We start from the raw sequence: 16,126 nt of genomic DNA, 5'->3' as shown, positions 1-16,126 counted from the left end.
TTAGGCGGCTGCGGCGGCCTTGTCGGTCGTTGCCTTGCTATTGCCGTTGCCCTGGCCCTCAAAATGCTTGTAGCACCAGCTGGTGACCAGCGGGGTCAAAATAGCCGTCACGATTGCGCAGGCAGCAACCTGTGCCGTAGCCGTCGCGAGCACGGCGCCGCCGTACATGGCCCCGTTGACGCTTGCCATGGCAGCAGGCGTGGCCACATTGGCTCCGGCGCAGCTCGAAATGGCCGCACCTGCGACACCCGTACCACCCGTGAGCTTATCGACCGCGATGACGGGAATTGCAAAGACCACCGAGCAGATCACGCCGAGCAGAATACCGGGGAGACCGCCATTAATGAGCTGGCCAAAGGTCATGGTCGAGCCCATGGCAAAGAAGACGAGCACGATGATGGCGGAAAGTGCCGGTGCCATCATCTTCTTAAAGCTGGGGAACAGGTTACCTAGAATAATGCCGACGACGATCGGCAGGATGGCACCCACGAGCGACCAGCCGATCGGAGCCTGGCCGGCAGCGCCGAGCACAATCATCGTGACCGGAGGGCCGACAACGAGCGTGGTGATGGCGACAGCGCCACGCTCGGCCTCGTTGCCCATGGTGCCCATCAGACCAGCGTACATAGCGTTGTTGGCGCCGGTGCAAGCCGCCAGCATCACCATGGCAGAGATGCCAAACAGGTTGTCGTTGAACACATAAAGGATGAGCAGCGACACGGCAACGACCACGATCTGCTTGACAGCGATGATGATGGCGCCGCGTGCAGCGGCGGCGGGAGCACTCTTAAACGAAATCGTCGTACCGACGATGAGCAAAAAGGCGCCAACGAGCGGGCCTGCACCCTGCTGGGTCATGCCAAGCGTAAAGCTACCGAGCGTTTTAAACAGGTCGGGGAATAGCGTGTTGAGCAGGCAGCCCAACAGAAGCGGCACCAAGATATTGGCGCCCGGGATGGAGGACATCTTAAAGAACGGCTCCTTTGCCGCCGGCGCCTCCACCGCAGTCGATTCACTCATATATATCTCCTTTGGATGCATGCGAATCGTAGCCGCACGCGCCTATGTCAGAAAGAAGGCGACGGTCCCGAGTCGCAGGAGCCGTCGCCGAATAATCGTCGCGGGGTATTACCCGTCCAAGACGATGCCGCCGTCGCAGTCACCGATCTCGCCGTTCACGAAGCTGGCGAGGTCGGAAGCGAAGAACAGCACCATCTGCGCAGGCTCGCTGGCCTGGGCGGCGCGGCCCAGAGGAATACCGTTGATGATGCGCCGAGAGTTCTCGTCAGAGAGAATCGAGGTCATATCGGTCAACGTGAGCGACGGGCACACGGCGTTGCAGCGGACGCCAAACTTGCCGCCTTCCTTGGCGACTGCCTTGGTCAGGCCGTTGACACCGGCCTTGGAGCTCGCGTAGGCCGCGGTGCCGAGCAGGCCGCCACCGATCTTGCCCGCAACGGAACTCACGTTGACGATAGTGCCGGCATGGGCCGCCTTAAAGTGCGGGTACACGGCGTTCATCATGGTAAAGGTGCCGTTAAGGTTGATGTCGATGGTGCGACGCCACTCGGTGTCATCGATCTCGTCGAACTTCTTGGTGCTGATGACGCCAGCGCAGTTGATCAGGATGTTGGTTTGCGGCAGGTCCGTAAAAATCTGCTCGACGGTCTCGCGCGCCTTGGGCGCATCGGCGACATCGAGCTGATAGAACTTGTTGCCCTCGCCAAGCTCGGCCACAGCGGCCTCGCCCTTAGCAGCGTTCCTTGCGATGAGCGCGACATGTCCGCCGCCCGCGACGATGCCCTTGGCAATCTCGAGGCCAATGCCCTGAGTGCCGCCCGTGACAATCGCGGTCTTGCCCGTGAAGTCAAATGCCATGACTCCATCCCCCTTTATGTAAGGTGTCTCCTTGCGGGAAGTTGGAGCATCGCACGTGGCGATTATATGAGTCCCAGTCGTCATGGTGGTGACAACCCCTCGCCTAACCGCGTGCATAGTAGTTCTTTGAAACGCTTCAGCAATTGAATGATTTTAAGTCTTAATGCACTCTTAATATTGCCTAGCGGCCAAGTAGATTTTTGGGACATGCTTAGAAATCTACCGCATAGGGCGTGCGTGCAGGGGTATCATCTTTCACCGAAAATAGTTTCTAGTGTTAGGGGTTTTCGGTGGAAGATACCGATTTCCGTGAACTTGGGCGTCAGCTCCTTACCGAGTTCGGCAGCATGCATCAGCGCATTTCGCGTTTTGCGGACAAAGCCCTCGGCGGCGAGATGGCCGTCATGCGCGCCCTCATACTCGCCGGCGGTTCGCTCACGCCGAGCGAACTCGCTGATCGCGCCTGGGTCTCGAGCGCCCGCATCGCCAATATCTTACGCGCCCTCGAAGCCAAGGGCTGGGTCGAGCGCGAGCACTCAAAGACCGACCGTCGTCGCGTGCACGTCACGGTGACCGACAAGGGATTCCAGGATCTCGAAATCAAACGCCGGGAATTCGAGGACCGCACCGCGGCTTTCCTCGAGCAGCTCGGCGAAACAGATACCCAAGAGATGGTGCGCCTTCTTAGACGTGCCAACGAAATTATCGACCGCAATCAAGAAAGGAGAGATGCCGAGTGAGGATTCTCAAGCTCTTTAAAAAGCATGTCCTGGCACTGTTCGCAGCTATCGTACTTATCGTAATCAGCTGCAACGCCGATCTGGCACTGCCTACCTATATGAGCGACATCGTCGACGTGGGCGTGCAGCAAGGCGGCATCGCCTCGCCCGTGCCCGACACCATCCGCGCCGAATCGCTCGACGACCTCGAACTCTTTATGAGCGCCAAGGACGCCAAGACGGTAGAGGCTGCGTTTGGCAAGGCAGACAAAAACGGGATTCGCACGCACAAGGGCACCGAGGACGAGCGCGCCGACGGCAGCAAGCTCGCCGACATTATGAGCCTGCCCGAAACTGTCGTCCTTTCGCTCAACCAGGGCATTGACGCCAGCTCCATGGACGACATGATGGGCACGTCCGGTGAGAAAGACAACAGCGGCGCCCAGGCCATGCCCACCCCCGAGCAGATGGCGGCGATGACGCCCGAGCAGCTCGCCGAGATACAGCAGAAGGCCGCAGCGGCGCAGAACATGCAAAAGCAGATTGATGCCGACGGCGGTAAGATCACTATGAAGAGCCTGCGCCTGGGTGTCGAGGGCGGTCTGGTAGACCAAAGCAAGCTCGTCGAGGGCGCCAACCAAATGGCGGACAAAATGGGCTCCATGTCGGGCTCCATCGTCACCCAGCGCGCCGTGAGCTATGTACAGGACGAGTACAAGGCGCAGGGCATCGACCCCGCCGACGTGCAGAACGCCTACCTGAGCCGCATGGCGACCACGATGTTTGGACTGTGCCTCGTGTCGCTCGTCGCCACCATCCTGACCGGTGCCGTGGCTTCGCGCACCGCCTGCTCCATCGCCCGCGACCTGCGCCGCGAGACCTTCAACAAGGTTATGCACTTCTCGCCGGCCGAGGTGGGCAAGTTTAGCCAGGCCTCGCTCATCACCCGCTGCACCAACGACATTCAGCAGATCCAGATGGCCGCAACTCTGTTTATCCGCATGTGTCTGATGGCCCCCGTCATGGGCATCGTCGCCGTCATGCGCGTCCTGGCCAACCATACCGGCCTGGAGTGGACCATCGCCGTTGCCATCATCGCGGTCTCGGCCGTCGTCGGCGTGCTTATGGGCCTCACCATGCCCAAGTTCAAAAAGATGCAAAGCTTTGTTGACCGCGTGAACCTTACCGCCCGCGAGCTGCTCGACGGCCTTATGCCCATCCGCTCGTTCAACCGCGAGGAACATGAGCTCGAACGTTTTGACAAGGCGTCGCTCGACCTGATGACCACGCAGCTCTACACCAACCGAGCCATGAGCTTTATGATGCCGCTCATGATGCTCGTCATGAACTGCATCACCGTGCTTATCGTCTGGTTTGGCGCGCAGGGCGTGTCCGACGGCGTGATGCAGGTCGGCAACATGATGGCGTTTATCTCCTACACCATGCAGATCGTCATGGCGTTTATGATCCTCACCATGGTTTCGGTCATCCTGCCCCGTGCCGAGGTCGCAGCCGAGCGCGTAGATGAGGTCATCACCTGCCCCACGAGCATCAACGACCCTGCCTCGCCCAAACTGCCCACGGCCAGCTCGCCGCGCGGTGAGCTCACCTTCCGCGACGTGAGCTTCCAGTACCCCGATGCCCGCGCCGACGTCATTAGCGGTGTGAACTTCACCACGCATGCCGGTCAGATGCTCGGCATCATTGGCTCCACGGGCTCGGGCAAGTCCACGCTCGTACAGCTGATTCCGCGCCTGTACGACGTCACGGGCGGCAGCATTTCGCTCGACGGCATCGACGTGCGCGACATGACCCTTTCCGAGCTGCGCCGCCGCATTGGTTACATCCCGCAGCAGGGGCGTCTGTTCTCGGGTACCGTCGAGAGCAACCTCAAGTTTGCCGGCGACATGGTGAGTGACGAGGATATGCGCCAGGCAGCACGCGTCGCCCAGGCGGAAGACTTTATCGCCGAGCGCGAGGGCGGCTACGACTCCCCCATCAGCCAGGGCGGCTCCAATGTCTCGGGCGGTCAGCGCCAACGCCTGGCCATCGCCCGCGCATTGGCCAAAAAGCCCGAGGTCGTGGTGTTCGATGACTCGTTTAGCGCCCTCGACTACAAGACCGACGCGCGCCTGCGCGAGGAGCTGGCAAAAAACGTTACCGACGCCGCACTCGTGGTCGTAGCCCAGCGCATCGCGACCATCATGCACGCCGACCAGATCATCGTGCTCGACGACGGCCACGTAGTGGGCACCGGCACGCACGAGGAGCTGCTGCGCAGCTGCCCGGCGTACCTGGAGATCGCACAGTCGCAGCTTTCCGCCGAGGAGCTGGGGCTTACCCAAAAAGAAATTGCAGCCGTCATGGAAGGAGGCGAGCGCTAATGGCAGACGAGACCAAGACTCAGATTCCCAAGCCCACCCGCCAGCGTGGTCCCATGGGCCGCATGGGTGGCATGCGCCGCGGCGAAAAGGCCAAGGACTTTAAGGGCACCATGAGGCAGCTGCTCGGCTATATCGGCCAGCACAAGATTGCCGTGTTTGCCGCCGTCGCCTTTGCCGTGTGCTCGGTCATCTTTAACATTGTGGGACCCAAGGTGCTCGGCCAGGTTACGACCAAGCTGTTCGAAGGCCTGGTCGCCAAGGTCAACGGCACCGGCGACGTTGACTTTGACTGGATCGCCAAGACGCTCGGCTTTTTGCTCTGCCTGTATCTGGCGAGCTCTGTCTGCAGCCTGGTCCAGGGCTGGCTCATGACCGGCGTCACGCAAAAGATCTGCTACCGCATGCGCAAGGAAATCGCCGCCAAGATTGCCGTCGTGCCGATGAGTTACTTCAACGGCCACAGCAAGGGAGACGTACTCAGCCGCATCACCAACGACGTCGATACGCTGGGTCAGTCGCTCAACCAGAGCGTGACGCAGCTCATCACGTCGGTGACGCAGATTATCGGCGTGCTCGTCATGATGCTTTCGATCAGCCTACCGCTTACCGGCGTCACCGTGCTCACGCTGCCGGCCGCCGCGATTATCTTGACCGTGATGATTCACTTCTCGCAGCCGTACTTCCGCGAGCAACAGCAGGTTCTGGGCGCCGTCAACGGCATTATCGAGGAGGACTTTGCCGGCCAGAACGTCATTCAGGTGTTCGACCGCGCCGAGGCCTCGATCGAGGAGTTCGACCGCCAAAACGACCGTCTCTTTATTAGTGGCTGGCGCTCGCAGTTCCTGTCGGGCCTGATGATGCCGCTTATGAGCTTGGTGGGCAACATGGGCTACATGGGCGTCGTCGTGGTGGGTGCACAGCTCGCGCTGACCGGCAATGCCACGCCCGGCGACATTCAGAGCTTTATCCAGTACGTTCGCAACTTTACGCAACCCGTGCAGCAGCTGGGCAACGTGAGCAACACGATGCAGTCGATGGCAGCTGCCACCGAGCGTGTGTTTGAGTTCCTGGCCGCGCCCGAGGAGGAGCAGAAGGCCGACGCGCAGATTCCCGAAAAGCGCCCCGGCCACGTGGAGTTTGACCATGTCAAGTTTGGCTACACGCCCGACAAGACCATCATCCACGACTTTAGCTGCGAGGCGCAGCCCGGCCAGACCATCGCCATCGTCGGCCCCACCGGCGCCGGCAAGACCACGCTCATTAAGCTGCTGCAGCGCTTCTACGATGTGGACGGCGGTTCGCTGCGCGTCGAGGGTGTCGACGTGCGAGATTGGGATCGCGCGGCGCTGCGCGGCGAGTTTGCCATGGTGCTGCAGGATACGTGGCTGTTTAACGGCACCATCCGCGAGAACATCCGCTACGGACGCCCCGATGCGACTGACGCCGAGGTCGAGGCCGCTGCACGTGCCGCGCGCTGCGACCACTTTATCCATACGCTCGCCGGCGGCTACGACTTTATGATCAATGAGGAGGGCACTAACCTGTCGCAGGGTCAGCGCCAGCTCGTGACCATCGCCCGCGCCATTTTGGCCGACCGCCCGGCGCTGATTCTAGACGAGGCGACTTCCAACGTGGACACCCGCACCGAGGAGCTCATCCAGCGTGCCATGGATGCGCTGATGCAGGGCCGTACCAGCTTTGTCATCGCGCACCGCCTGTCCACGATCCGCAACGCCGACGTGATCTTGGTGATTCGCGACGGCGATATCGTCGAGAAGGGCACGCACGACGAGTTGCTCGCCCAGGGCGGCTTCTACGCCGACCTGTACAACTCGCAGTTCGACGAAGCGGCGTAAAAACCGGCGGCAAACAACCGCAATGCCAAGAAAACGGGGGCGCAGGACAACCTGCACCCCCGTTTTGTGTCCTTCGAGCCTCGAAACGCCTTCCCTGAGACCTCACTGACGGCGCTTTCCAGACCCCGTGGGCAAAAAAGGGCAAATATGAGTACTGTTACCTTTTTAGTAACATCCAAAACCGCCTCAAATGCCGCTCCCACGGCTTACGCGCGTCCCTAAATTGATCAAACAGCACCATAGCGGACTTATATGTGTTTGCGTTAATGAACATATTTTGCTGTTATGTCTATTATTTTGCGAAGGCAATATGATACTAAGATAGCAACCGTACTCATATTTGGCATTTTTTGCCCACAGGGTATTTCCTAGGGAACCGACAACAGCCTTAGGGTCCCGCGCGGCGCCGCTCCCTCCCGGCATCCGCCGACGTTTACCCAGATAAAACCGACCAAAATAAACCTGTCCCTTTTTGGTAGGTTTCGGGGTGACAAGGGGTTGCACTTTAGCGTGCGACAGCGGATAATGCCGAGCATTCGACAATACGCTTATTGCTCTTTCTATAGATTGAGGAGACCCCTATGGCCATGGAATTCAAACGCAGGCTGCCGATCCCCATGGAGATCCGCGAGGAAATGCCACTTTCTGCCGAGCTTACCGCCAAAAAGCAGGCATTTGACGCCGAGGTCGCCAAAGTCTTTACCGGCGAGGACGCACGCAAGGTGCTCATCATCGGCCCGTGCTCTGCCGACCGCGAGGATTCGGTGCTTGAGTACATGAACCGACTGGCCAAGACCGCCGAGGAGGTCAAGGACAAGCTCATCATCATTCCGCGCGTCTACACCAACAAGCCGCGCACCAAGGGCACCGGCTACAAGGGCCTGCTGCACAACCCCAACCCCGAGGCTCCCGACGATCTGCTCGAGGGCGTCAAGGCCATCCGCCATATGCACCTGCGCGTTATTGAGGAAACGGGCTTCTTCACCGCCGACGAGATGCTCTATCCGTCCAACTACCAATACCTCGTCGACCTGCTGAGCTATGTTGCCGTGGGCGCACGCTCGGTCGAAAACCAGGAGCATCGCCTGGTGTCGAGCGGCATTTCGGTACCCGTTGGCATGAAGAATCCCACTGCCGGCTCTACCACCGTTATGCTCAACTCCATTTACGCCGCGCAGGCGCACCAGAGCTTCATCTTCCGCAACTGGGAGGTCGAGTGCGACGGCAATCCGCTCGCGCACGCCGTTATGCGTGGCTACATCGGTCTCGATGGGCGCACCTACCCCAACTACCACTACGAGCACCTGGAGCGCCTGGCCGAGCGCTATACCGAGCATGCCGGCTATGCCAATCCGGCAGCGATCATCGACTGCAACCATGACAACTCGGGCAAGCGTCCGCTGGAGCAGTATCGCATTTGCAAGGAAGTGCTCGACAGCTGCCGCCGCAACGAGTCCATCTCCAAGCTGGTCAAGGGCTTTATGATCGAGTCTTACCTGGAGGACGGCAACCAGCCGGTCGACGGCGGCGTCTTTGGCAAGTCGATCACCGATCCGTGCCTGGGCTGGGAAAAGACCGACTACCTCATCCACGAGATCGCGGAACGTATTTAGTTACGCGGTTTTACCAAACCGCGTAACGGCTCGACGCTGCAAACCCGCCAGAACGGCAATCTGCCTTTCAGCTTCGACGGCATGACCAGAAGGTCAATGCCGCCTCGTTTCAAGGCACCTTGCTCGCTCTGGCGGGTTTTCGCTGACGTTTTTTCGACCTGCATTGTTGCCAAGGTTGGCACCAATGACTAATGCGGTAACTAGCTACGTCGGTCCGCTTGACCGGCTGGGTTTCCGAGGTGCCCCAGGTCGCCGCGAGAGAGGAGCGAAGCGTACTTTGGTACGCGAGCGACGGTTTGAGCGGCGAGATGGGGTGCCTCGGGAAGCCGGACGATTAAGCGGACGGTTCCTGCTGCGTAATGCAGTGGATATTTCCACCACCGAAGACGACCTGCTCGGACTGAACGCCGACGCACTTGTAGACGCCCTCGCCCCAGACCTCGTCGTAGATCTTCTGGAGCGTGTCAACGGCAAGCTGATCGTTCTCGTCGCCGTACTGCGGGACGATAACGCCGTGGTTAGTGACCAGGTAGTTCATGTAGGAGGCGATCAGCGGCTCGTCGGCAACGCGCGGCTCGGCGTTCTCGTCGGCGTCGATGGTGTCGCAGGAAGCCTGGTCCATGAACAGCGGGTTCACAGGCATGCAGAGCTTGTAGACCTTCATCTTGCGGCCCTTGGCGTCAACGGCGTTGGAAAGGGTCTCGTAGACAGCATGGCACTGCTCGTAGAACGGATACTCGGGATCGTCAGTCCAGATGCAGGCCATGACGCCCGGAGCGATGAACGTGGCGACGTCATCGATGTGACCGTTGGTCTCCTCGGGGTCGATGCCCTCCTTAACCCAGATGACCTTCTCGACACCCAGGTAATCCTTGAGGTGCTCGTCCATATAGGCGCGAAGTTCCTCACTCCAGGGCTCAAACTTCTTGTGGAACTTGGGCCAGATGGACTCGGGATCCTCTTCCTCCTCCAGAACCGCAGAGCAGGTGCGGCCCGGGGAAAGCAGGCACTGGTCGGTCACGACCACGGTACCTTCGCCGTCGACGGTGATGGAACCGCCCTCGAGGATCATGTCATCGGGACGATAACGACGACAGCCGGAAAGCTCAGCCATCTTAAGGGCGATCTGCTCGTCCTTGTCCCACGGGAAGTACAGGCCGTCGACAAGACCGCCATAAGCGTTGAAGTGCCAGTGGTTGGCGCGCTTATCGCCCTTACCGTTGATAACAAAAGTGGCAGCGGTGTCGCGGAACCAAGCGTCGTCGGTGGTCATCTCGATAACGGAAACGTTCTCGTCTTCCTCAAAGACGGCCTTGCAGTTAGCGTAGTCGGCCTGGTTGGCGCATATGGTAACCGGGGTGAACTCGGCAATGGCGCGGGCGATGGCGGCATACTGCTTCTGAGCCGGCTTGGCGCCATGGGCCCAGGTATCGGTGCGATGGGGCCAGCCCATCCACACGCGATCCTGCGGAGCGAACTCAGCAGGCATAAAGTAGCCGTCGGCCTTAGGGGTGGACTCGGACTCGGTGATCGTACGCATAAGATATCCTCCAAATCGAACGATCGCTTGCTGCAGGCGGGTTACCCGCAGCCTAAAACCAAGAGGTGGCGGACGCCCGTTCCCCGGCAAAGGTCGGGGCGCCCGGCGCCGGTTTTCACGGAGTCGCACCGGCAAGCGACGACGTAACCTGGCGCGCGGAGACAAAACGCACGAAGGATACGGAAGAGAGATTGGGGCGGGCGGTGGTTACCAGAGCTATCGCTCACACCCACCCCGGGGAATGGTCAAGTGGCGAGGAGGGTTGGAGCCCCGAATCCGGATGCTCTAGTTCTCCTCGGCCTCGGCGGTCTCCTCAACGAGACGCTGAGCAGCTAGTTCAGGGGTGAGACCCTTATACTCGGTCTCACGACCCTTAGCGCTGACGACGCGGACAACCTCGCCAATAAGCAAAAGCACGATGAAGATAACGATCATCGGGACCTTATCGCCAATCTCATCGACAGAGAACGGAATCAGCGTTGCAACGATAGCCAGAATCAGCTCGATGCAGGGAATAGCCAGCATGACCTTCATCATGGCGCCCTTAAACGGAAACGTAAAGATGCGCGCACGGTTAGGGTCGTTCTTACGAAGGTTGAGAAATGCCGGGAACATCGGGATATAAGTGAGCAGCAGAAAGACGACGGAGGTACCGAAGAGCATCCAGAAGACACCGTTGGAGATGGCGTCGATAGGAACGAGCTGCAGGCACAGCACCAGGGAGGCGACGATGGCGTTGACCAGGTTGGCGCCGTTGGGCATGTCGTCGTCCGAGATCATCGAGGCGAAGACCTTGGGCATGTTGCCATGCTCGGCAGCATAACGAGCAACGGAGTTGACGCCGAAGGACCAGGCAGCCATGTCGGCGAACAGGGTGATCAGGAAGGCAATGCAGATGACCTTGAAGATCATGGAGTCGCCCACCATGGTCTGGACAGCATAGATCATGCCGTAGTCGGGATCGATGGAATCGGCCGGCACAGCAGCGCCGATGCCAAAGCCGGCGAACAGGTAGATCACGGCGATAGACAGGCCGCCAACGATGATAGCCTTGGGGATATCGCGAGCGGGATCGGCCATATCGTCGGTCATGATGCAGATGACCTCGAAGCCCATGAAGTTAAAGATGATGATCGACAGGTAGCCGAGCGCGTTGGTGTTGGTGAGCTCGGGCAGGAAGGTGGCAGCGGACATGTCGTTCGCAAAACCGTTCTCCATGGCATACCAAATACCCAAAGCGCCGACGATAACGGCAACGGCAACCTTGATGATGGCGCCGCCGTTCAGGACCCACTCGGAGTCGGCCGCCTTGGAGCGGCCCATGAGGTAGACGATCCACACAAAGGCAAGATCGATACCCAACTTGGCGATCAGATTGAACTCGACGCCAAAGACCATGCCCAGAATGTCGGGGAACATGGTAGCCAGCGAGGCGATCCACAGCGGGTAGTTAACCCAGTAGTAGTACGAGATGCGGGCGCCCCACTTGTCGCCCAGGCCATCACGTACCCAGTCGTAAATGCCGCCCTCGCCGTCATAGGTAGTGCCGAGCTCGGCGACAACCATGCCATAAGGGAGCAAGAAGGTCAGAATCAGGAAGATCCACCAGAAGAACTGCTGGTTGCCAATGGCAGCAGCAGGTGCGGCGGCCTCGCAAACGAAGACGACGCAGATGATGGTCGAGATGACCGTCAAGAAGGAAAGCTTTTTCTTTCCGTCGCTCATGATGAGCTCCTTCGCTCAGTTTTGGACAAATCGAGACCCTTAAGATATTAAGGCAATTGCCGGGCCTCGGTGAGCGAGCGACAGGAGACGAGCATCCGACGCCCGCAGACGCGCTTTTAGAAGCCTTGAGGCTTAGAGCTGCTCGAGAGCCTCGAGAGCGGCGCTCTCGCTTGCCGCCTACGCCTCGTCTCGCCGACAGTTCTTTATCTATGGCAGCGGCGTTTTTATTTGCTATGCCTTCGAGATGACCGAGATTTTCTTTTTTGAATACACGCTGCAAAAACTAGAGCTTTCCAGCTAACGACTATTACTCAATCATCATGCCCGTGATGCGGACCCTTGTGGCGACCGCTTCGCAGGCTTTTATTTGGGCCATTGCCAGGGACTTGCTCGACAAACATTCTAAAAAGCAATTCGTTATCCCCGTCGTAACGTTTTTGCTGTGCGAGTCGCTGACTATCGTCGCTGTCCCCTACGGCCCCATGCATCAGTGGCTCTACTACGCAATGCGCCAGGTGTTCCTTATCTTTGTGGGGCTGTACATCTTTTGGACGGCTCATAAAAGTACAAAGGTCGAGTTGAAGGCACGCGTTAACAACCAACGAAAGCACCTGATTATCGGCGCCGTCCTGGTCGGGCGCATCGTTGCCGAGGACTTCTACAGCATCCTGGTCGTCCCCATGAGCCTGGCGCCCTCTTGGCTGCAGCTATACCTGTCCGAGCGCAACTTTAGCGAGAACGTCTTTGCGTGCTACTTTGCGATTCTGCTCATCGCCTACACCTATCACGTGCTTTCGATTCGCATGCAGGAGGCGTCCGAAGAAAAGAACGTCAGCGATCTTGATCGACACATCGAAGGGCAAATGCCCTCTTATCGCAACGCCTACAAGCTCTCCAACCGCGAAGCTGAGGTTTTGCGTCTGGTAGTGCGGGGCAAGTCGAACCAAGAGATTGCTGACGAGCTATTCCTTGCCGTGGGCACCGTCAAGACCCACATCCACAACATCCTGGTCAAAACCGAACAGCAAAATCGCACGACGTTAATCCTCTACTTTTGGAAGCGCTAACCTGCCAAAAAGGGACAGGTTTATTTTGGCAGGTTTTATCTGGGCAAACGTCCAAACCGACGTAAGGGAGTTGCCTTCCCTCGTGGCGGTCTTCTAGCAGAAAAACCAAGTGAGTAGGCTTTTTGCAGAAGGCCGAGCACGCCCTAAAACGCCACAGCTCTGACCTGCAGTTTTATAGATCATTTGTCGCGATGTGCTCGGCAGGTTCAAAAAAGTCTACTCACTTGTATCTGAGACGCACCAGATTGGCAAAAACCGCCGCGAAAGGGCCCCTGGTCCCTTCGCGGCGGTCATACGCCTCTATTTTTGCGACGGTTTTGCCCGCTTGTTATTCGCTGTAGCGGGTGGCGATAGCGGCTCGCACCATGCCGGTGCTCATGAGGTAGGTCACCAGGAAGTAGCCACCGTATGCTGCCAGGAAGATTGCACAGCTGAGGCCCACGGTGCCGCCGATGCTCATATTTCCGAATATGCTCACCAGCTCGATGATCACCTTAAGTGCCACAAAGGAGTGCGCCAAGCCCACTGCCAGCGGGAACAGGAAGAATACCGCTTGCTGCGCCATCACCGAATGGCGAATCTGGCGGTCGTCGCAGCCGATCTGTGCCAGCACACGATAGCTGCGGCTGCCGTCGGCCACGTTGGAGAGTTGCTGGATCGACAGAATCGCCGCGCATGCAACAACCAATACAAAGCCGATGTAGATGGCTAGGTAGCTAATAAGACCGTTCATTTGCGCTGCTTGCGTGTACATCTCGGAGCGTGTGATGAAGGTTCCCCACGACCCCGGCTCCTTGCCGTCAACGAGCAGATTGTCGAGCACAGTGTATTTAATACTCTCGTCTGCCTCGGTCGTATCCATCCCCTGTTTGTAGTTAACGAGCAGGCTACTGGAATACGGCTGCAGATTAAGTTGGGACAACAGCTCGTCGGCAACGACGACGGTACCCGGATTACTGCCCATCGCCGAGTTGGCGATGGCCGCCGTATCTTCGTCCGACTTATCGGTTGCGGGCTTGAGCGTATGCCCGCCCAAGGTAAGGGCATGGCCGCCAGCCATATACTTGGTGTACAGGTCGACCAGCTCGCCGCCCATATCACACGTGAGCAGATACTGGTCGTGACCGATGTGCACCGGCTCCTCGCCCATCATCTGACGCAGTTTGTTGTACTGGCTCGCCGGCGTCACAAACAGACCCATCGTATCGGCATTGCTACCCCCGAACGCCTTGGGAAGCTTTTCGCCCATGGTCTTGCACATCTCACTTGGAGTCACCGAAGGATCCGAGCCGCCAAGCGGGTAACTCAGATACGAATCGATCTGCACATGCTCACCGGCAACATCGGCGATACTGACCTTCTTGCCGGTCTCGTCGTTGTTGTCCGCCGACTTGCCCTTACGATCGCCGTGCCATGGATCGCCGTGCCATGCGGAGTACAAATCGACCGTACTATCGGCCAGCACCATGCGATCGGCCTCAGACGGATTGACATACTCCTTGTAGTAGTCGAGCGTTTCGGGCGTGTAATAGATATACGTCTGCGACATGTCGGCCGGATTATAGCGCTCCAGGTTTTCGTTCATCACGTTGGCAATCGACATACCGCACGTCACCGAGGTGATGGCCAAAAACAGGAGCATCGCGATGACGCCCATCGAAAAGCACACCGTATTAACCTTCGCCGCAAGCTGGCGCACGGTAAACATGTTGAGGCCGCGCCAATACACGCCGCGCAGGCTCTGCAGCAGCTTGATGAGCATGCCCGAGAGTCCCCAGAACAGGGCAAAGGTGCCCACGGTAACCATAGCGGTCGTAATACCAAACTGGTTCATGGCCTCTTGCAGCTTGCTGTCCGTCGCGGTTAGCGGGAACCCATCACGTAGCAGACGGTAATAGGCCACGCCCACCAGCACCGCGCCCACGACAAAGATGGCAATCGCTATCCAGGGGTTGCGTGTCTTGATGCTCTCGTTGCGACGCTCGGCACCCATAAGCTCGATGAGTTTGGTGCGACGCACGGCGCGAAGGTTCAGCAGTAGCGTGAGCACAAACATTACGAGCATGCAGACAAGGGTCAGATTGAACGCATGCATCGAGAAAAAGAAGTGGAAATTGGCGATCTGTGTCTTAAAGAGCGAGGCCGTAAAGAACGTCATGAGCTGGGAGAGTCCCATACCCAGCACAATGCCGGCGACAAAGGCCACCACCGAGACAATCACCGTCTCGAGCGCCATGATAGTGGCGACGCGCCCGCGCCCCATGCCGAGCACCTGGTACAGGCCAAACTCCTTCTTGCGGCGTTTCATGATGAAGTTATTGGCATACACCATTAAAAAGGCCATGACACCGGCCAAAAAGTACGTCAGGTCGCCGAGCATGCTGCCCATAACCTGCGCCAAGCCCTCTTCATCGATTCCGGCGATGTCGACCTGCATCGAGATGGTGTTAAAAGCATAGAAGACCGTGACGCCCAGGGTGAGCGTCAAAAGGTAGACGAGGTAGTCGCGGCCGGCGCGGCGGACGTTGCCCCAAGCGAGTTTACAGAGCATCGGAGCCCTCACCGCCCATCATGGCAACGACCTCCATAATGCGGTCGAAGAACTCTCGGCGGTCGGTGTCGCCGCGGCGCAGCTCGGTGAAGATCTTGCCGTCGCGAATGAACAGCACACGGCTCGTGTAGCTGGCGGCAAAGCTGTCGTGCGTGACCATGAGCACGGTGGCGCGTAGGCGGCGGTTAAGGGCCTCCAGGCTCTCGAGCAGCAGGCGAGCGCTCTTGGAATCGAGGGCGCCGGTGGGCTCGTCGGCCATGATCATGGTGGGGTCGGTAACGAGCGCGCGAGCCGCGGCAACGCGCTGCTGCTGACCGCCGGACATCTGGTAGGGATACTTGTCGAGCACCTGACTGATAGACAGGCGCGCTGCCACATCCTGCACGCGGGTCGAGATCTCTGCCGAGTTTGTGCGGGCGATGGTGAGCGGCAGAGCGATGTTCTCGCGTGCCGTGAGCGTATCGAGCAGGTTGGAGTCCTGGAAGATAAAGCCCAGCTCCTCGCGGCGGAACTGCGAGAGCTTGGCCTGCTTCATGCGCGTCACGTCCTGCCCGTTGATGCGGATCGTGCCACTTGTGGCGCTATCGATGGTCGACACGCAGTTGAGCAACGTCGACTTGCCCGAGCCCGAAGCGCCCATGATGCCAACGAACTCGCCGCGGTTGACGGTAAAGCTGACGTCGTTGAGCGCGCGGGTCACGTTGCCCAACGCGCCGTATACCTTTTCGAGATGCGCGACCTCCAGTACCGGGGTCGCCATGTGCGTGGTTTGCATACCGAGTCCTTTCTTGCG

The 16,126-nt window shown here is 58.9% G+C and carries 11 protein-coding genes; 5 read left to right on the top strand and 6 right to left on the bottom strand.

Translation table 11 applies throughout. From position 1 onward, the window contains the following. Positions 1-1,020, bottom strand: a complete 1,020-nt coding sequence (locus ABHR63_RS05515) for a 2-keto-3-deoxygluconate permease (RefSeq protein ID WP_271761292.1) — start codon at positions 1,018-1,020, stop codon at positions 1-3. Between the two features lie 108 nt (positions 1,021-1,128). After that, entirely contained in the window at positions 1,129-1,878 is a 750-nt protein-coding gene (locus ABHR63_RS05510) for an SDR family NAD(P)-dependent oxidoreductase (RefSeq protein WP_346965228.1), read from the bottom strand. Positions 1,879-2,168: 290 nt separating this feature from the next. On the opposite strand from ABHR63_RS05510, the gene ABHR63_RS05505 reads away from it, so the two are divergent. From ABHR63_RS05505 to ABHR63_RS05490, 4 genes are all read left to right on the top strand, one after another. Then, entirely contained in the window at positions 2,169-2,618 is a 450-nt protein-coding gene (locus tag ABHR63_RS05505; protein WP_217108184.1) for a MarR family winged helix-turn-helix transcriptional regulator, read from the top strand. After that, positions 2,615-4,981 (top strand): ABC transporter ATP-binding protein, encoded by a 2,367-nt coding sequence (locus tag ABHR63_RS05500; protein ID WP_346965227.1) that lies wholly within the window; start codon positions 2,615-2,617, stop codon positions 4,979-4,981. The genes ABHR63_RS05505 and ABHR63_RS05500 overlap by 4 nt, the downstream gene beginning before the upstream one ends. Continuing rightward, positions 4,981-6,837 (top strand): ABC transporter ATP-binding protein, encoded by a 1,857-nt coding sequence (locus ABHR63_RS05495; protein ID WP_346965226.1) that lies wholly within the window; start codon positions 4,981-4,983, stop codon positions 6,835-6,837. The genes ABHR63_RS05500 and ABHR63_RS05495 overlap by 1 nt, the downstream gene beginning before the upstream one ends. Before the next feature lie 581 nt (positions 6,838-7,418). After that, positions 7,419-8,450: a 3-deoxy-7-phosphoheptulonate synthase gene (locus ABHR63_RS05490; protein ID WP_148346442.1), complete on the top strand. Its 1,032-nt coding sequence runs from the start codon at positions 7,419-7,421 to the stop codon at positions 8,448-8,450. A gap of 334 nt (positions 8,451-8,784) precedes the next feature. Here ABHR63_RS05490 and ABHR63_RS05485 read toward each other — a convergent pair whose 3' ends face one another. Both ABHR63_RS05485 and ABHR63_RS05480 read right to left on the bottom strand, forming a co-directional pair. Further along, positions 8,785-9,990: an agmatine deiminase family protein gene (locus ABHR63_RS05485; protein WP_346965897.1), complete on the bottom strand. Its 1,206-nt coding sequence runs from the start codon at positions 9,988-9,990 to the stop codon at positions 8,785-8,787. Positions 9,991-10,275: 285 nt separating this feature from the next. Next, complete coding sequence (locus ABHR63_RS05480; protein ID WP_346965896.1) at positions 10,276-11,715, bottom strand: APC family permease; 1,440 nt, start codon at positions 11,713-11,715, stop codon at positions 10,276-10,278. A 386-nt stretch (positions 11,716-12,101) separates the two neighbouring features. On the opposite strand from ABHR63_RS05480, the gene ABHR63_RS05475 reads away from it, so the two are divergent. Beyond that, complete coding sequence (locus ABHR63_RS05475) at positions 12,102-12,782, top strand: helix-turn-helix transcriptional regulator (protein ID WP_346965895.1); 681 nt, start codon at positions 12,102-12,104, stop codon at positions 12,780-12,782. A 328-nt stretch (positions 12,783-13,110) separates the two neighbouring features. Here ABHR63_RS05475 and ABHR63_RS05470 read toward each other — a convergent pair whose 3' ends face one another. Further along, positions 13,111-15,333, bottom strand: a complete 2,223-nt coding sequence (locus ABHR63_RS05470) for an FtsX-like permease family protein (RefSeq protein ID WP_346965222.1) — start codon at positions 15,331-15,333, stop codon at positions 13,111-13,113. Next, positions 15,323-16,108, bottom strand: coding sequence for an ABC transporter ATP-binding protein (locus ABHR63_RS05465; protein ID WP_006234847.1), 786 nt, complete (start codon positions 16,106-16,108; stop codon positions 15,323-15,325). Before ABHR63_RS05465 ends, ABHR63_RS05470 begins: the two co-directional genes overlap by 11 nt. Between the last annotated feature and the right edge of the window lie 18 nt (positions 16,109-16,126).

Origin of the sequence: Collinsella aerofaciens (assembly GCF_039752775.1) — a bacterium.
Lineage (GTDB): Bacteria > Actinomycetota > Coriobacteriia > Coriobacteriales > Coriobacteriaceae > Collinsella > Collinsella aerofaciens_R.
The sequence above is the reverse complement of the archived record's forward strand: the minus strand, read 5'-3'. Positions and strand labels throughout refer to the sequence as shown.